Annotated in this window: 18 protein-coding genes; 1 reads left to right on the top strand and 17 read right to left on the bottom strand. The window is 43.8% G+C overall.

Annotated features, from left to right (window positions below; all coding sequences use genetic code 11):
* Positions 1-121 precede the first annotated feature (121 nt).
* Positions 122-1,216 carry a TRAP transporter substrate-binding protein gene (locus AB4274_RS02280; RefSeq protein ID WP_017060957.1) on the bottom strand — a complete coding sequence of 365 codons (1,095 nt, stop codon included), beginning with the start codon at positions 1,214-1,216 and terminating at the stop codon, positions 122-124.
* A 553-nt stretch (positions 1,217-1,769) separates the two neighbouring features.
* Positions 1,770-2,162, bottom strand: a complete 393-nt coding sequence (locus tag AB4274_RS02275; RefSeq protein WP_017060956.1) for a hypothetical protein — start codon at positions 2,160-2,162, stop codon at positions 1,770-1,772.
* Between the two features lie 220 nt (positions 2,163-2,382).
* Here AB4274_RS02275 and AB4274_RS02270 point away from each other — a divergent pair, with 220 nt between their 5' ends.
* Positions 2,383-3,183, top strand: coding sequence for a DUF2982 domain-containing protein (locus AB4274_RS02270; protein ID WP_372110792.1), 801 nt, complete (start codon positions 2,383-2,385; stop codon positions 3,181-3,183).
* Between the two features lie 111 nt (positions 3,184-3,294).
* Here the strand turns inward: AB4274_RS02270 and AB4274_RS02265 are convergent, their stop codons facing one another.
* The 15 genes from AB4274_RS02265 to nrfB all read right to left on the bottom strand — a co-directional run bounded on the left by AB4274_RS02265 (position 3,295) and on the right by nrfB (position 18,173).
* The gene (locus AB4274_RS02265; protein WP_017060954.1) at positions 3,295-3,948 is read right to left on the bottom strand and encodes an MBL fold metallo-hydrolase; all 654 of its coding nucleotides are present in this window, start codon (positions 3,946-3,948) and stop codon (positions 3,295-3,297) included.
* A 205-nt stretch (positions 3,949-4,153) separates the two neighbouring features.
* Entirely contained in the window at positions 4,154-4,702 is a 549-nt protein-coding gene (locus tag AB4274_RS02260; protein WP_017060953.1) for a YcbK family protein, read from the bottom strand.
* Between the two features lie 198 nt (positions 4,703-4,900).
* The gene (locus AB4274_RS02255) at positions 4,901-6,439 is read right to left on the bottom strand and encodes a murein L,D-transpeptidase (RefSeq protein ID WP_372110789.1); all 1,539 of its coding nucleotides are present in this window, start codon (positions 6,437-6,439) and stop codon (positions 4,901-4,903) included.
* Positions 6,440-6,519: 80 nt separating this feature from the next.
* Positions 6,520-7,608, bottom strand: a complete 1,089-nt coding sequence (locus tag AB4274_RS02250; RefSeq protein WP_372110786.1) for a DUF1513 domain-containing protein — start codon at positions 7,606-7,608, stop codon at positions 6,520-6,522.
* Positions 7,598-8,659, bottom strand: coding sequence for an imelysin family protein (locus tag AB4274_RS02245; protein WP_372110784.1), 1,062 nt, complete (start codon positions 8,657-8,659; stop codon positions 7,598-7,600). Before AB4274_RS02245 ends, AB4274_RS02250 begins: the two co-directional genes overlap by 11 nt.
* Before the next feature lie 158 nt (positions 8,660-8,817).
* A complete protein-coding gene (locus AB4274_RS02240) occupies positions 8,818-10,206 on the bottom strand; it encodes a di-heme oxidoredictase family protein (RefSeq protein WP_372110781.1) in 1,389 nt (462 codons plus the stop codon).
* Positions 10,207-10,317: 111 nt separating this feature from the next.
* Positions 10,318-11,577, bottom strand: a complete 1,260-nt coding sequence (locus AB4274_RS02235) for an imelysin family protein (RefSeq protein WP_017063566.1) — start codon at positions 11,575-11,577, stop codon at positions 10,318-10,320.
* A gap of 176 nt (positions 11,578-11,753) precedes the next feature.
* On the bottom strand, positions 11,754-12,350 hold the full coding sequence (gene ribA / locus AB4274_RS02230; RefSeq protein ID WP_009848836.1) for a GTP cyclohydrolase II: 597 nt from the start codon (positions 12,348-12,350) through the stop codon (positions 11,754-11,756).
* A gap of 249 nt (positions 12,351-12,599) precedes the next feature.
* On the bottom strand, positions 12,600-12,776 hold the full coding sequence (locus tag AB4274_RS02225) for a hypothetical protein (protein WP_017063565.1): 177 nt from the start codon (positions 12,774-12,776) through the stop codon (positions 12,600-12,602).
* An 89-nt stretch (positions 12,777-12,865) separates the two neighbouring features.
* On the bottom strand, positions 12,866-13,306 hold the full coding sequence (gene nrfF, locus AB4274_RS02220; RefSeq protein WP_017063564.1) for a heme lyase NrfEFG subunit NrfF: 441 nt from the start codon (positions 13,304-13,306) through the stop codon (positions 12,866-12,868).
* Positions 13,303-13,857: a DsbE family thiol:disulfide interchange protein gene (locus AB4274_RS02215; RefSeq protein ID WP_372110778.1), complete on the bottom strand. Its 555-nt coding sequence runs from the start codon at positions 13,855-13,857 to the stop codon at positions 13,303-13,305. The genes nrfF and AB4274_RS02215 overlap by 4 nt, the downstream gene beginning before the upstream one ends.
* Entirely contained in the window at positions 13,850-15,754 is a 1,905-nt protein-coding gene (locus AB4274_RS02210; RefSeq protein WP_372110776.1) for a heme lyase CcmF/NrfE family subunit, read from the bottom strand. The genes AB4274_RS02215 and AB4274_RS02210 overlap by 8 nt, the downstream gene beginning before the upstream one ends.
* A 167-nt stretch (positions 15,755-15,921) precedes the next feature.
* Positions 15,922-16,896: a cytochrome c nitrite reductase subunit NrfD gene (nrfD, locus tag AB4274_RS02205; protein ID WP_017063561.1), complete on the bottom strand. Its 975-nt coding sequence runs from the start codon at positions 16,894-16,896 to the stop codon at positions 15,922-15,924.
* Positions 16,897-16,898: 2 nt separating this feature from the next.
* The gene (gene nrfC / locus AB4274_RS02200) at positions 16,899-17,585 is read right to left on the bottom strand and encodes a cytochrome c nitrite reductase Fe-S protein (protein WP_017060985.1); all 687 of its coding nucleotides are present in this window, start codon (positions 17,583-17,585) and stop codon (positions 16,899-16,901) included.
* 3 nt (positions 17,586-17,588) lie between these two features.
* Entirely contained in the window at positions 17,589-18,173 is a 585-nt protein-coding gene (nrfB, locus tag AB4274_RS02195) for a cytochrome c nitrite reductase pentaheme subunit (protein WP_372073720.1), read from the bottom strand.
* Between the last annotated feature and the right edge of the window lie 326 nt (positions 18,174-18,499).

Genomic DNA, 18,499 nt, shown 5'->3' with positions numbered 1-18,499 from the left:
CGTAATACAGGATTTATCCTGCTTAGTTATTATGTTTTAAATGAACCCTCAGCTTATTCACTCTTAAATACTCAATAAGAAAAGCTTTGGGTTCATTTAGTTTCAGTTCAACAACTGTCGATTATTTCGCTTGGCTATTTAGGTAAGCTCTATGTGAAATATCCGTCCATGAACGTACTTGTTCTAGGTAGCTTGCTTGTGAAGCTTGAATCTCTTTTGCCAGCTCATCTTTCTCAGCATGGGCCGCAAGTAGGCGATCGTTCGCTTCTTTCAGAGCAGACATAACCTCTGGCGGGAAATCTTTCACTTGTACATCAGGGTATTCAGTCTTCATTGAAACCCAGTTCTTACCACTTTCGTGCGTTGCTTGTGTGTACATGTCATAAGCCGCTGTACGCATGGCAACACGCAAGATCTCTTGTAGGTCTTCAGGAAGCTTGTTCCATGTGCGCTTGTTCACTAGGAATTGAAGCTCTGAACCCGGCTCGTGCCAACCTGTGTAGTAGTAAGGCGCGATTTTGTGGAAACCCATACGAAGATCAAGTGATGGACCTACCCACTCCAGTGCATCGATTGTGCGACGCTCCAAAGAGGTGTAAAGCTCACCCGGGGCAATGTTCGTCGGTTTAGCACCTAGCTCAGCAAGAATCTCGCCTGCAAAGCCCGGGATTCGCATTTTCAGACCTTGTAGATCTTCAACGCTGTTGATCTCTTTTTGAAACCAACCCCCCATCTGGATATCCGTGTTACCACCAGGGAAAGACATCAAGTTATGTGGAGAGTAAACCTGCTCCATTAACTCCATACCACCACCGTGATAGAACCACGCGTATTGTTCTGCTGGCGTCATACCGAAAGGCATAGAAGTGAAGTAAAGAGTGTTTGGAACTTTACCTTTCCAGTAGTAAGAGCCTGAGTGACCCATGTCGTATTGACCAGACTTAACCATGTCAAAAACGCCAAGAGGTGCTTTGTGTTTGTTTGCTGAATCGATTCTGATTTGCAGTCGACCATTCGACATCTTCTCAGCCATCGCCGCCATGTTTTTGGTTGCATCACCGAAAACTGGGAAGTTTGGTCCCCAAGTTTCCGCAAGTTTTAAACGGTAAACCTTATCAGCGGCTGTAGCACCAGTAGCGACCAAAGCTAAACAAGCCGCAGCAGTTACTGCAACGTTTTTAAAAACTCGTGTGAGGGAGTTAGAAATGAGACTCATGTTCACGTCCTTTGTTGGGTTAACACTCTTTCTATGAGCATTTTTTATGATTCAACATAAGAGTGCACCGTGATGAGGCAACAAGATATCAGGGAGAGCACGCACGCATGGCGTTAACAAAGTTACGTATTAGACCAAAGGATTAAGTAGAACTACGTAGGAGATGATTGAATAGTGTCGATTTCAAAGGAGTTTGGATATTCACCAAGGCAATGCGTATTGATAAATACCTAAGTATTAATAATTAAATACTCTTAACAATTGATTGCCATTTCGTGATGAAGCTCTATTCATTGCTGTATTTTAGGGGAAAAAATCAAGGCTTTGCTCTCTTGATCTACCTAGCTAACGCCCTAATTTAGTGCTTGCTGATTCGAAGCTCTGACACGAGACAACACTAATCAGTTAAGCCGTATATCGAATTGGAATTGAGATTATAGAGCCTAGGTTTAGGCTTGGATTTGGGCTCGGACTTGGCATAATGTGCCAGATACAAAAAAGCCTCGAAAATCGAGGCTTAAAAACTTAACGAAGCGAATGTAATCCCACAGGATTAGATAGCTTTGTAGATAACCTTGTTACCTGCTAGCTGCTCTTTCGCTACTAGGTTTTCTTCAAGAAGTTTTTTCAATGCGCCTGTTGCCCATGAAGCTGCTTTCGCGTCTTCTTGACCAGCTTCTAGGCCGATACCTTTAGGGTTAATGCCTTCAGCATTGCTAACAACGATGTCTAGAACTTGTTGTTGCTTAGGAGTCAGTGCTACTGCAACTTCTTTAGTTGCTGCTACTGCTTTCTCTACCGCTGGTTTTGCTGCTACAGTTTTTTCTGCTACAACTTTCTCTGCGACAGGCTTCGCTTTTTTCGGCGTTGCCACTGCTTTAACTACAGCCGCTTTAGTGCGTTTCTGCAGTTTAGCCTGCACCTTACGCTTATGAGCAAGTCTCATTGAATATTTCTCCAGTTCACTGCTCTTTTCGCAGTGGTGAAAATTTGAAGCGCGATTTATACCAAAAAACAGGAGCTATTTGTAGAGTGAAGCGTCGAAAGTCGACGAAAAATACCGATATTGTCTACTAGCGTCTATTATTTAAACATCGACTTATCAATTCAGGGTCATATACACTGGTTATCCATCCAGACAAAAATATGAAAACTTGGTGTTACCTATGGACACTCGTCACCTTAGTAATTTCTCTTTGCCTTCATTCACTCGCTCGTACCGTATCCTCGCCATTATTTTAGGCTTCATTTGCTTGATCGTTTCGCTCTACAGTGACAATCCAAAGTTACTGATCGTGGGTGCTTTTTGCAGTATTGCGCTTCTGGGAACTGGCTACTATTTGATGCTGCGCAGCCGAGTGATGTTCACACTTACCCCGACTCATTTTCAGCAGCACTTTTACAAAGGGGGTTGGGTTTTAAAATGGAGTAACATCCAAAAAATTGGTCTTTGCACTTATGAACAAGATGGTTGGCATCAACCTCTGCCCTGGGTCGGAATTAAAGTAAAAGATTACTCGCTCTACCTCGATTCGATTTGCCCTAAAATAACTTGTGAATTATTGCTCAGCCAACGAGCACTTTTGTACTTAGGAGCCAAACAAGCAGGCAAAGAGTCCAACTTTGAGGATATGGTTCTCGACTCATCGCATTACCATGCGCGTTGTACTGAAAGTGGCTGTGTCGAACTAAGCCAATACAAAGAGTCGCAGAATACCGACAACGTAAATTTCAACGATAACCAATCACAGGACAACCTTGATTCACCGAATGAGACAAACAGTCCAAACGCGGTGATTAAAAACTATTCTGGATTGCAGGCGATGCTTGCCAACAGAATGAAATATCAAAGGGGCTTCCACGGTTATGACATTTTCATATCAACCCATGATTTGAATATGAGTGGAGAAGAGTTTGTGGGGCTGGCTCGACGCTACTTGGCTGCCGCTGAACGTCTTTCTGATTAAGGTTTACCAGTAAGTTCACACACAATAAAAAAGCTTAGCTTTCAGGACAAAAGCTAAGCTTCATTTTCAATCAATCGACACAAATAATCGTTTGGAAAATCAAAGATTTAATTAGTACAGAGGCATTTCATCTGCGACGAACGGGTTTGATGCACGCTCGCGACCGAATGTCGATTCAGGACCATGGCCCGGAACGAATGTTACGTCACTGCCTAGTGGCCAAAGCTTAGTCTTGATTGAAGCGATAAGCGTATTGAAGTCACCTTGTGGGAAGTCAGTACGGCCAATTGCGCCGTTAAACAACACATCACCCACAAACGCTAAACGAGCTTGCTCACTGAACAGTACAACGTGACCTGGCGTGTGGCCCGGCGTGTGAATCACATCAATCACTTGATTACCAAAAGTGACTTTGTCGCCCTCTTCTAACCAAGTGTTTGGTTCAAAAGCTTTACACAGTGGGAAACCAAACATCTGACTTTGATTCTCTAGACCTTGTAGCCAGAAGTTGTCTGCCTTATGCGGGCCCACAATTTCAACCTTCAAGATCTCAGCAAGTGGTACCGTACCGCCAACATGATCTAAGTGACCGTGCGTCAGTACCAAGTTCACAACCTTAACACCGAGTTCTTCAATGATAGCCGCGAGTTGTTGAACATCACCGCCCGGATCGACAACGATGCCTTCCATGGTTTCATCACACCACACAATCGAGCAGTTCTGAGAAAAAGAGGTAACAGGTACAACTTGATACTTAAGAGACATATACAAACCTTAAAGAGCGAATCTGGTGAACAACTCGAATATCGCTATGTTATTGGCAACAAACCCAACAATAACAAACTAAACAGCAACAAACTGAGCAGCAATAAACCGAATTATTAGAACAAACTGAAATTTGGGCAAACTATGACATTGGATGTCTACTTTGACAAGTGCCTACCGTATCACTCAATAACTCAGCTTAGCTCTACCAGCTGCGAACTGGACCAGTATCAATGTGGATGAAGTTACTACGAGCGTAATAACCAACACCACCTGCTTGCAGACTTTTAGCTACGTCTCTCAGTTCCTTTAAATCAACACCATCGATACGAAAATCGATCGCTTTACCAAGCATGTGATAGCTCTTTTTAGCGACACCACTCGACTTAGAGCGCAACGCTTCGTTGGTTGCTGGAGAGCGGTAGCCAGAGATGATTTGAACTTCTTTTTGAATACCCAGTACATTTTGAATCTGAGTGATCTGATCAAACAGGTTCTTATCCATTGGATGAATCTCATTGCGGCGGAAGTCACGGCACAGTTTGCTAAGGCGTGCCATCTCGTCACCAACATAGTTAGTGCCATCGAAATAACAAGTCTCTAATCGCTCACCAGTGTGAAGATTGTTCATGCTAATCGTTCTTGGTTGATCCGGGTATGAAGCGAAAGCGATAGAAGGAGTAAGAGAGGCGACTACAGCAGTACCACCAGCGTAAGTCAGAAACTGACGGCGTGAAAATAAACTTTGAGACATACAGCAAAAAAACCAATTAGATCGAACGAAAAATGCACGATACATAATGGAATTTGCTGCGTCAACGTACAAAAACCGTGCAAAACGTTAGTATTTGTAACCTTTGCACGGTTAGTTATTGATACTCATTATAATTTTATCAATAGAAGCTTGGTTGTCATTTTTCAGTCAAGATCACCTTTCTTGACCATATTTCAATCAACCGCCCTCTTTATCATATTGGTAGATATCACCGCGGTATTGTATGCCTCCTTCTTCAAACAACACGGTTTGATAAATGATATGCACTGGAATTCGCTTCTTGAGACGAACCTTAGTATTGGGCGCAAGTTCATCATCCTGATTCGGCACTTTCTTTACCTTAGTCGCAAATAACAACTCCGCGAGTTCCTCGGCATGCTCAACACGAATACAACCAGAGCTATAGGCGCGGAAGTCATCGTTAAACAAGCTTTTACTTGGGGTGTCATGGAGATAGATGGCTCGCTTGTTGGGCGTATTGAACTTATACAAACCCAATGCGTTACTAGAGCCTGCTTGCTGGCGCATTCGATAAGGAAAAGAGTTAAAGTTAATCGTTTGCCAATCTATCTCGGTAGTATCGACAGTTTCCATCGAACGCCAACCATCGATCACTTGAAAATTGTGTGTTTCAAGATAACTCTCGTCGGCTTTTACTTTAGGTAAGATATCTTTAACCATGATTTTCCATGGCACGTTCCAAGTCGGATTTAAGATAACCGAATCAAGCTTTATCTCTAAGAGTGGTGTTTTTCTCGATTTTCTCCCAACCACAACTTTAGATTCAAAAACCTCTTCCCCATCTTCCCAATACTTCATATCAAAACTAGGTACATTCACCACAATCAGTGAGTCTCTATTTCTTGGCCATAAGCGGGCACGCTCGGCGTTCAATGCTAGGGAAGTAAGTCGATCATCAAAGCCCATATTGATCCATTTGATCGTATCTGGCCCGACGATCCCATCATCCGTAAGACCGTGCATGCGTTGGAAAGATTTAATCGCCTTTTGCAGATCTCGATCGAACTTGGGAAAATCGACCGCGATCATCGAGGTATCAACACCAACCAAAGCAATGCGCTCAACAAGAACCGTCTTGTCTGAAAGCTCGTCACCCAAGCGCTTCAAACCTTTCTGTCTATATCGTTCAATATTGAGTTCAGAGGCGGTTTCTAACACCGAATAGGTTGCTTTGAATTGGTCAAAATCCCCAACAGGCGGCGCGTAAGACAACACCATCTCCAATAAGTAATCATTGGCAACGCTGCTTTTTAAGCTCATCAGAATATGCGGAGAAGGCGCAGGTAATTTGGAATGCAACTTGCCCGAGAAGTACCAATCTTTACCGGCAAGCGGCGCATTTTCAACGTAGCTCAGGTAGTAGATAAAAGTATCGGTAAGTAATATGTCCAACTCTTGCCATTGAGCATGGGATTGATAGTGACGGATTTGCTTGAGTTGTCGCTCGAAGAGTGGTGCCATTTGCGCTTGTTCAAGAAGCGACAATTGGAACTCAAACGCTTTAACCAGCTCAGGAGAATCCCAAAGGATAGGCAGAGAAGTGTCTTGATAGATACTCTGTGTGAGCTCTGGATATATAAGCATGAAAGAGAGTTCTGATTCCGCCGGAATGAAACGGCTCTCGTCAGAACTCGCATAGCTCCATGCGTGCACAGAAACTAGAACTAATAATCCACAGAAGTATTTTGCGAACATGCTTAACTCCATCACCAACCATCTCATAAGTATGGCAAAGAAATCGGAGTAAGCATGTTATTTTTAAGAGGCTTTATAAATCAGATTGAACTCCAATGGTTATCCCACTGGACCGATGATTGTTGAGTTGATTTCTCATAAGGCATGCTCTGGCTTACCACACTGCCCGACCCAGAGCTTAATCGAAACTCACCATCAAGCAGCACAGCGCCAGAAGCATCAGATAATGCAGAGAGTTCTACTAACTCTTTGGTCTCTTTAGACCAAATACCGTAGCAGTTGCCTCTTGGCGAAGTCGCAATAATCCAATCATCTGACGCCGCAATACTGGCGATATAGTGATTGAACCTTGCCCATTGCTCTGGCTCTGCGTTCAGTGATTCAAACTTTCCGCCTTTAGTATGCATCGCCAATAGCGAAGGATACTCATCTGGTTCACCACGATATTGCTGGCCACAAAGCACGGATTCAGCACCATCATGGGCTAAGTGTCGAATGCTCAGCTTCTTATCCAACAATTCAACCTGATCAAGTAACACACCTTCAGGAGAAACATAACTCAAGCTCGGCTGCATCGAATCGAGGTTTTTCGGTGTTCTACCATCAGTATGAACGCCACCAACGCCGATCGCGAGATTACCATCCGGCATGATGATCACTTCATGAGGCCCAATACCAAAACCGCTGAACTCTTCGACCTTACGATAGCCTTGCGCGACATCGTAAACGCCAATCACACCTTGGCTGCTGTCCGTTTTCCCTTCAGTGGCATACAGTAACTTGCCATCTAATGAGTAAACGCCATGACCATAGAAGTGACGGTTGTTACCTTTCACGACCATTTTGATCTGCTGACCGTTTTTATAGTCAAACACCATAAAATAGTCACCAGGACGACGAGCAAACACCACCGCATGTGATGAGGTTGGGCAAATCGCGACGCCATGACCACGATCTGGGATCGGCAGTTGACTCAATGGCATTCCATATTCGTCAGCCACAACCGCTGAATATTGACCTCGCCCATTCAGCGCACAACCGATTAATTGAGGCTCACTAGATGAGCTCACAGCACCAGAGCGGCTAGCGCAGCCAAACGGAAGCAATGGAACAGCTGCACAACCCAGTGCAGCCTTGAGTAGCGTTCTTCGCGTAATATCAGTCACCATCGGTAGCATTAAATCCTATTACCACGCCAAGCTCTATCGCCACTTCTTCATGAATGAGGTACTTCAAACGTTCTAGTTTGTTGTATTGAGTCAGCACATCTCTATAGCCCTCTTTGCTCTGTAATAGAGTAAACAAGCTAGAGTCTGTAGGCCAAGTATCTAAGGTTAGCGTGAACTGGGCAGCTACACGATCGGCAAGGTCATTTAAGCCCTTTTCTCTCAATAAACCATCAAGACCATTACCATCTGCTAAGTACAATTTCTCTAGCGCCGCTACGTTCGATTTCAGCTGAGTCATTGAGGTTTGAGCGCGCCATGATTCCGAGAAGTAAGGGCGTGGATGACCAATTTTAGCCATCGGACGACTCAGTTTTTTCATGCTGTAATCAAGTTGATTGGTCAACAAAGCGATGTACTCCGATTCCCAACGCATCTCGTCCAGTGCTAACCACGGGTTAACCTGCCAAGCTTCAGCAATAGAGGCCGATTTCATCGCCAGGTTTTGTGCGATAGCTTGTGAAGATAGACAACCTGAAGCTTTGTCTTGAAGCAATGGAGATTGCTCGTCGTACAGAGACCACTCCAAGGCGCCAAGCCCTTGAACAGTCACACTCTGCTGTGCGATTTCGTCTTGAGTCCAAGCTTTGTTCTGCTGAGTTAGCTGACGCATCTTAAGACCCGTCGTGTTCTTTTTGTCTGGCCAGAATTGAACATTCCAGCTCTCTTCAAGCGCTGCTGTTGGACCTCTTTCTTGGCCTTGTAGTGCCATCCAGCTGTTCATTGTGATCTGCCATTGATCTTTCAAAGCGTCTAACTCAACGTTATCCGTTTCACAGTAACCTTGCATCAGAGCTTCTAATTCGCTCGATTGCTTCGCGAATAGCACCGCTGAATCAAACTCTTGTTGATAGACACTGCGACTGATGTGGTCGGTCGTGTCTGCTTGATAAGACACACCGTTAACCTCAGATGAAGCGGCTTGCTCACCCGATGATTGGCAGCCTGCCATAATTAATGCCGACAAAGGCATTAACAAAAATTTATGTGTCATGCTGTTACCTTACTTCCTAATTTTTCTTTTAATTATATGAGTTCATTAAATGCGAAACGACCGCTGGCCTCGTATTGCTACAAGTTCAGCGGTGCTAAGTGGTTTAATAGCGGCTTTCTTAAGTCATTAGCCGTTAACTAAACTGAATTCAACTCAGCTTATAACGAGTTTAAAAACGCCAATAGTGCTTCACGCTCGCTGCTACTAAGATCTAAAACGTTTTGTTTCGCCATTTCTGCTTCACCGCCATGCCAAAGCACAGCTTCCATAACATTTCTCGCACGACCGTCATGAAGTAAGAAGGTGTGACCATTCACTTCTTTGGTATAGCCTAATCCCCACAATGGCGTGGTGCGCCACTCTTGACCGTTTGCTAGATACTCTGGGCGATTGTCGGCTAAGCCTTCTCCCATATCGTGCAGTAACATATCGGTATATGGGCTAATTAACTGATTAGATAATGCAGACAGACCTTCTCGCTCTGCCGTGCGAATTTCAGCTTGGTGACAGCTTTGACAACCAATCTCTTTGAACAGATTTTTACCTTGAACAACCGCTGGGTTATCGACATTACGACGAACAGGTACCGCGAGATGCTGCGAATAGAACTCAACAAAATCTAAGATGTTGTCACTGACTTCTGGCTCGCCACCATTTGGAAAATCATCACAGGTTGATTGCGCTGATGTGCAGTTTTCATTCGGAAATAAGCTGCTTGTCAGGCCTAAGTCACCGTTAAATGCCGCCGCGTTTTGCTGCATTAAGTTTGGCTGCCCGGCTTTCCAACCGAAACGACCTAGCGCCATTTCATTGGTTTGAACATCAAGAACATAGTTGGCTTTACCCGACACGCCCTGTTTGTCTGCCAATTGCTGCTCTGCAAATCCAAGAATCGTTTCTTGTGGGATACTTTCAAGCAAACCAAGACCAATCATTGGCGGCGCCACTCGAGCTGAAAACTCGGTCTTAGGATGCATCTCGCCGAAAGCAAGTTCAGTAATATTTAAAGTGGGTTTACGCAGAGTAACGACGGTGCCGTCTTTGAATTCAACAGGAACATCCGTGTAGCTAATGTTCACTTTGCCCTCTGGTTTTACACCTTGAAGCGCAAAATCTTGTAGCTGACCGCCGTACGTCGGCTCTGGAATTCCACCATCTCGAATGAAGGCTTGTCGCTGCTCAGGCGTTTCAGCCGGAATGCTTAAACGAACCAACATGGATACTGCGTTCTCATCTCCTTCTTCTGGCGCGTGACCACGACCATCTTTGATGTGGCAGTTTTGACAGCCGTTAGTATTAAATAGTGGTCCTAACCCATCACGAGCATCGGTTGATGACGGTGCAGGAACCCAAGGGTTTCTAAAGAAGCTATTACCTACGCTGAAATCCAAGCGCTTACTCATTGGTAGATTGGCTGCGGGAAGGGAAAAAGCGTTCGCTCCTTCTTTCTTCACGGTCGTTTTGCCGCCAGAGTAGGTTTCATGAGCGTGTAATGGAGATACGAAAAACAGTGCGGTTAATAGTGAGGCTGAGAGATACGACTTCATACATTGCCTTGCTGTGTTTTTGATTTTAGTTTTTATGTGGGTGTGGCTTTCTTGAGGATCAAACAATTAAGGGCTCAATCAGAGCCCTTACATTTGTGTCGGCTCGGGTTCTTAGAACTCGTGATCCGCTGTGTCTGGGTTTAGGCTATCAATGCCAATCACACCCGCAGCACGCTCAATAGCCGCTGTTTGAGACACTAGCGCAACAATTGTTTTGTTTACTAGTGCATTACCCGCAGCGTTGTCAGCAGCGATTAGCTGATCGAAGTGCTGGTTGTTTTTCTCTGCAGACGTTACTAATTCGCCTACTTGTGCACGTGCTAGGTCAAACTGCTTTTGAATCTCTTTCGCAGCTTGCTCATCTTTTTGCTCTACTAGGTCGAACAGGCTTGGGCCGGAAAGCAGAGTACCGTCTTCACGCTTGTATAGACCCGTGTAAACGTTGTAGATGCCTTGCTCGTTGTAGTAGTGAGAGTTGTGCGTGTTATCAGAGAAACAATCGTGCTCGTCTTCAGTAGAGTTTGCTTCTAGTGCAACCTTCATACGCTCACCCGCTAGCTCACCTAGAGACAGTGAACCCATGCCAAACAGCATTTTACGAAGACCATTCTCGCTAGATTCTGAAAGAAGCTCTTGACGGTAGTTGCCTTTCTCGCCTTCAGCCCACTGCTTTTCCATCCATTCTAGGTCTTGGATAAGTAGCTCAGCAGATGCTTTTAGGTATGCGCCACGACGGTCACAGTTGCCGTTAGTACACTCAGCGCCAACAACGAAATCAGTGTAAGCACGCTCACCTGCACCGCTGTTTGTACCGTTTAAATCTTGGCCCCAAAGTAGGAATTCAATTGCGTGGTAGCCAGACGCTACGTTCGCTTCAGAACCACCGATCTCGTTCAAGTCTGCGATTAGCTCAGGGGTGATGTTGGTTGCATCAACGGTAGTCTGACCAATTTGGAAAGTCTTGTTAGCCACGATGTTTGCGCTAGCGCCTTCGTTACCAAGTTCATATTGGTAATCAGTCGAAACATAATCAATCAGGCCTTCATCAAGTGGCCATGCGTTCAGTTGGCCTTCCCAATCATCAACAACAGCGTTGCCGAAGCGGAAAACTTCTGACTGTTGGTATGGTACGCGAGACTCAAGCCAAGCTTGTTTTACTTGTTCGAAGTTGCCAGCAGAAGGAGAAGCTAAGAAGGTATCAATAGAAGAGTTCAACGCTTTTGCTGTAATTACTGAATCAGCAAATACCGCGTGTGCAATATCTGCGTAATGTTCTACTACTTGATCTTGAGTTACTGCTGCGAAAGAAGAAGCAGAGGCAAAAATGAGTGACGAAGTTACGGCTTTTGTCACTAAAGATTTAATGGTCATGAAGCATCCTTGTTGAGCTTTAAATTATTATTCGTAGTAATAGTGCAAACCATTATCATTTGCACTACGGATTGAAATAATACAAACTTACAATTTTATTGCAAGATAAATACAAAAAAACCTCACATATGTGAGGTCTTTAAACATTTTTATGTTAAGCGTAACAAAGAGGCTAATCAGATATCCAGATTATGCTTACCGTGTGAGACTTTTGCCTTCAGGTAGCTTTCATTACCCGATTTGATATGAGCAGAGGTATTCACCACTTCTTCAATCTCAATACCAAAAGATTTTAGCTCATTGATCTTCTTAGGGTTGTTGGTGACTAAGCGGATTTTTGTAGTACCTAAGGCGCGTAGCATTTCAGCAGCTTCAGTAAAATCGCGTAGGTCATCGCCAAAACCTAGGTGGTTGTTGGCTTCATAGGTGTTCATGCCTTCGCTTTGCAGACGGTACGCATCGATTTTGTTGTACAAGCCAATACCACGACCTTCTTGGCGTAAGTAAAGAATCACCCCACCCGTCTCACCCATAATTCTAATGGTTTCGTCTAACTGCTCGCCACAGTCACAGCGAGAAGAATGGAAAACATCACCAGTCAGGCACTCAGAGTGCATACGAACAAGAGGTATGTCTTGTGTCTTGTCTGCTGATTTAAATATCACAGCAACATGCTCTTTATCTGTTTTCAATCCATGAAAAGACAGAAGTTCAGCATCTATACTGCTTGTTACCCCTACTTTGAAATCTATTCTGGCACGCACTTCCGCCATAGCTATACTCACTTGAAAATTCGATGTATTTAACAACACTACATTATATGTCTAGGCAATATTTTGTAGCTAACTATCTAATGATAGACACTATGAGGCTGTTAACAATTTTTTTCAAGGTCGACCTCGTACAAATTGTTATAATATAACAATTATTTTTCACATAAGAAAAAACCCCACATTGGGATGACCAACATGGGGTTATAAATTAATCAGTTGCGGCTAAGACTACGATTTTTTACAGAACGATCAACTTACTTGAGTTTGCTTCCAGATGACAAGCTGAACCCAAGCGTTCTCTAATTCGGTTAACTCTTCTTGAGTAAGCGTAGAAATGCTCGACTTTGCACTGTATTTTTCTGCCCATTTATCAGATCGGACATGAGTATGGAACTCTTTCTTTAAATTTGAGATTACGTTATCCACAGATACATCCTTATATAGCAGTGCTTAGCCTTTATAATCGGTCAATGTTACAAAATACAGGTCAATTGGTAAACAGTAATACACAATTTTTATGAGCTCTTCCTAACACTTTTTACTGATAAATATATAAATAAGAGAAATAATAGGCTCGGTAGCAACCAAAGTAATAGATTTGAAACCTTCATCGCCGGCTTATAAAGTACAAATTCACCAAATCTTTCCGTCATATATCGAGTAATCTCATTATTACTCTTCCCTGCTTTCACCATATTGAACACAACAAGGCGTAAGTCTTTTGCTATTGGTGAGTTGGATTCAATCAGATTTTGGTTTTGACATTGTGGGCAGCGTAACGTTTTCGCCAAGCTAATAGCACGTTGCTGTTGTTCTGGGTTTTCAAACTCAAACAGTTCAACTTGAATACTCGTCTCTGTATTACTGGCAGTAAACAGATCTTCAGCCATGGTTGAAAGGCTAATCACTAAAAGAGCTGACAGCATAAACAAGGTTTGTATTAGAGACTTCATCATCCATTCACACCATCAAAATACATCGCAAGCTCATCTTTCCATACCATTTCATTAATCACGCCCAATAGCTTTTTAATGATCTGGCCATTGGCATCAACCAAATACGTTTCAGGTGTGCCGATTACGCCCAACTCTAACGCTAACTTGCCTTGAGGGTCACTGATCACGGTTAAGTACGGGTTGCCATCGTTCGATAACACGTTAATCGCAGCCCCAGAGTTATCTCGATAATTGAGCCCAACGATGGGAATGCCTTTATCGTGAAGTTGAAGCAAAAATGAATGTTCGGTTTTACATATCCCGCACCAAGATGCCCATACATTAACCAGTTGATAAGGGTGCTGCGTGACATCAGTAAGCGTAATTTTCTGCTGACCACTGACGCCTTCACTATTCACTAACGCACTCGATGTAAATTCTGGAAATGCCCTTTGTTGTTCAGACACCATGGTCGATTGCTGCTTATTATCAAGCGCAAAGACAAATCCCAGCACCACAATCAATGCTAAGGCAATTAGAGTAATTAGCTTGTTACGAACGCTGTTATGCATACTGTGACGCCTTAACGGTTTTCTTTTTACGATGAGTCAATGAGAGCAAAGCGCCGATAATGGAGAACAGCCCACCAAACCAGATCCAGCGCGCATACGCCTTATACTGAACACGAAATGCGTAAGCGGTGGAATCGACTTTCTCGCCCATGGTGATATAAACATCACCATGCCAGAACCATTTCATTGCGGGCTCACTCATGTTCATAACTCGAACTTGGTAGTGTCTTCTTTCTGGCGCGATGGAAAAGCTTTGCTCGCTAGCATCTAATTCGAGTATCGCTTTTTCTGCAGTAAAGTTGGAGGCGACATAGAGCTCGGTATCACGATGAGAGAGCGTCCAGCCCATAAACTCAACCTCTTCACCTGGGCTCAATTTGTAACTTCGCTCAAATGAATGGTAACTGTTCATCGCGGCACCTATCGCTAATACTGCGACACCCACATGCGCCAACGTCATCACCCATACTTTGCGTTGAAACTTAGAGTTGCGCGTTACCGCTAAGCCGTAAACATGAGTCAGGGCTACCCAAAACGCAAGTGACCATGTCATTAGCACCATCACTTGGATCGCTTCAACTTGCAAAACATAAGTTACAAAGCCAAGACAGAGAGACAATAAGGCAATAATTCCAATCACACCTTTCGACGCTTGAGGTTTGATACTGAGCAATGGCGCTAACCCTATCACTCCCATCGCAAGCAGAGCCAATGGCACAATAAGAAGATTAAAGTAAGGTGCGCCCACAGAGATATTTCCAAGGCCAAGTAATTCAAAAACCATTGGGTAGAAGGTACCAAACACCACCACCGCCGTACCCAGTACAAATATAAGTACCGCCACTAAACTCAAAAAACTTTTACTCGCAAAGCTAGTGATTGGATTCGACTCGAAAGATTCACCACGAACAATAAGAAGAGAAAACGAACTCACTAACACCAAAACCAGTATCAGCAACAGCGCGATACCTTTGGTTGGGTCAACAGCAAAAGCATGAACGGAAGTGAGGACGCCAGATCGAACAATAAAAGTACCGAGGATACTTAAACAAAACGTAATGAAAGCAAGGCTAAGTGACCACTTCAGCAACTGTTGCTTGCCTTTAGCAACACCCAAACTGTGCAATAGAGCGGTTGATGTTAGCCAAGGTAATAGGCTGGCATTTTCTACCGGGTCCCAGAACCACCAACCACCCCACCCTAACTCGTAGTATGCCCACCAAGAACCAAGAATGATCCCTGCGGTTAAAAAGATCCAAGCGACCAAACAACAACTGCGACAATGAGCGACCCAATCGAACTCAATCGGATCCACCAGCAAAGCGGCCACAGCAAATGCCAAGACCACAGAGAAACCAACATAACCCAAATACAACAGAGGCGGATGGAATATCAAACCAACGTCTTGCAGCATTGGGTTAAGGTCACGCCCTTCAAGTGGCAAGGTCGAATTCAGTTCAAATGGGTTCGAAGCAAATAAGGTAAACCATGCAAATATCGCGAGTAACACATTCATCACCCACAATACGCGGCTCTGATACTCAGAAGAATATTGCTTTTGTAGGGCAATCACACCCGACCAACAGCTAATGGTTAAGACCCAAAATAGCAATGAGCCTTCATGTCCAGCCCACACAGCGGCCATTTTGAAGAAGGTGGGTAATTGAGTATTGGAGTGTTCTGCAACATAGAGGATGGAAAAGTCGTCACCTACAAAGGCATAGCCAAGTAAAACGATAGCGCCAATGGAAAACAAAGCGCTAGAGAGGGAGAAACTGCGAATTAAAGCCACATTTTGTGCTTGTTTAGTTAGCATTTGATACATCGAATACACAGCGATAATGCTGCTGAGAACAGCGACCAAAATTAAACTAAACAGCCCCAAAGAACCGACCATATCACCTCAATCAGGCTCTACCTAAGCAGAACCAAGTTAAACCATTATTGGCATTGATTGCTCAACTAGCTGATGTAACTCAGCTAGCTATTGCTACTCAGCGAAAAGAAATTTAGTGAGCAGATGTTTAGTATCCAACATCCACTCACTTATAACCTTGAGCGAAATTAAGCTAACGTTAATTGTCCTGCATAAAGGACAAACGTTCTTAGCATTAATACGCCCATCAGACTCAATGAAGTAACAGAGAAAATATACACAGTACTATGGCGAACCGATGCTGGTGTCACGGCGTTAAGCAACAAGGGTAAAACCATACCCACACCAATTACGCCATACCAGAACCAACTTGCCCAGAAACCACCGCCAATCGCGTTCCATACTGCCTGCTCACTTTGACCACCAGCAAATATCAACCCAGTGAAGAAAGTAACAAGGACAAACAGTTCAAACATAACAACAGGACGTTCGAAGCCGTGGATCCAAGAAATACTCGCACTATGCGGAGACTCCTTAAAGACCAACACACCAAATAAAATACATGCCGCCGCTCCCGAGGATAAACTCGAGAATAAGAACAATATCGGCAACACTGGGTTATTCAGCATTGGGAAGGTATTTAGCGCAGAGAGTAAGAAGCCAGTGTAAGCCGCAAGTAATAGCGCAAGCACAGCTAAGAATATTTCAAAAACATTCTCAAAAGATTCTAATTTGCCAATCCAGTTACTGACAAAATCGAGTCGCCCTTTTAACCATGCTTGATCACTCAAGAATACGGCAATCTGATTTCGGAATATAATGCCGATCCAAACAAATAGGATCACCATATACACTTGGAATAAGATCACACCCATCGACATCACTGACGTCGGATTATAAAAGATCATGATCTTCCAAAATGATAGTGGTTTCGTCAGGTGGAAAACCAAGATCAATAAACCTGAGATGATCCCGAATGGTGCTAGAAAAGCCGTTGCCTTTAATACACCATTATTCGCTGGATCGTCCTCAATCACCTTTCTCTTAAGGTAAATCGAGATCATCACTGCACCCGCTGACATACCCGCCAAAAACAGATAGATAGCAATGATCCAGTCCCAAACCACGGTACCTGATTGAAACGCTGTATCCCATGCACTCATAATCAAATCTCCCCTTTTTGGTGTGGCACTTTATAGAGTTTTGGCTGAGTACCTAGATAAGCCTTATCTCTGTAAACCACTTCAGATTTAAGTACCTGGTTTATCTCGCTCTTAGGGTCATTTAAGTCGCCAAATATCAGCGCATTGGTAGGGCAAGATTCAACACAAGCAGGTAATTTACCTTGCGCAAGATTGGTATCGCGGCAGAAGTTACATTTGTCGGCCGACTTATTCTTAGGATGGAAGAAGCGCACTTGATATGGACAAGCTAGCAGGCAATAACCACAGCCGACACACTTCTCTTTATGTACATCAACAATTCCTGTCTTCTCATCTTTATAGGCGGCGCCTGTTGGGCAAACCATCACACAAGGTGCATTATCACAATGTTGACAAGAGTTACGAGTGAAACGGTAATCAACATTTGGATATTCACCTTGAGGTTCGCTCTTTATGATTTCTAAGCGCGATACGCCTTCAGGCACTTTGTTTACTTCACGACACGCCTCAGTACAAGCAGTACAGCCAATACAAGCGGTTTCGTCATGAACCATTCCGTAACGCTTGGTGCCATCTTCCTGAACATTAGCCAGCGTTTTGCGGCTTGTAACCGCTGCAGTACCTGCAACACCAGTTGTGAAAATAACGGCACCCGCGCCAGCTAAAAAGTTTCTTCTTGAGCAGCTCATAGATTACTCCCCTTCTTTCTTCTGGTTGAAGTCTGAATGGCAATCCACACACAGCTTGATGGTTTGCTTTTTATCTAAGCCAAGCACCTTCGCTTCACTCGCATGCACATCGTGACAGTTTGAACACGTTAAGTTTTGTGCGTGTACGTCATGAGTCCAACTCGCTTCGCGCAGATCATCAGGCTTATGACAATCTATACATTGGCTGTTGGCATCTAGGATTAAGCTAGGATCGAGGAAAACCTTTTCGGTTCCGGGTTGTGATTGAGCCGCGCGATACTTCACCACCTCAGGTGCACCATCACGGTGATCGGGGCCAATAGAACTATGACAATCTGTGCAATTCACTTCACGGCCAAGCAAAGCGTGCGCACTCTCACCATGTGAACCCAATACCGTTTCTTTAGAATCTTTATGGCATTGGACACACTTGTAATCTTTGTCACGTATTAATTCGACTTCATGTCTTGTTGACTCTCCTACTGGCGTAACAGCAGGCTCTGCAACAGCATGAATGGAATAACCATAGAGGCAGAATGCTAGAAGGGATTTAAGCATTATGACTATGGCCAATTTAATATTGCCCATTTTATCCTTTCCTTATACCGGCATTATTTAACTCTCAACTAAATAATATTCCGGTTAAACAAAAGTACCCTTAAACGATATTATTACCGCTTAAATGATATCAATTCTTATTTTGGATAAGCCACAACGCTTTCTATATTTAGAATATACCCCTAATTAGGTAAAGCGAAATATACAAAGGGTAATATGTGAACACAATCACCCTATTTATAGTGAGGGTATGTCGGGTAATTATTTGTTATATATGATAATAATTCTCAATAAGACCAGTCTAACTTGATGTCCACATACCCCTTTAGGGCTATATAAACTTCAACGTGATTGAA

Origin of the sequence: Vibrio sp. 10N.261.55.A10, from assembly GCF_041470825.1 — a bacterium.
Taxonomy (GTDB): domain Bacteria; phylum Pseudomonadota; class Gammaproteobacteria; order Enterobacterales; family Vibrionaceae; genus Vibrio; species Vibrio crassostreae_C.
Note: the sequence above shows the minus strand (reverse complement) of the source record. Positions and strands in the feature narration are given on the sequence as shown.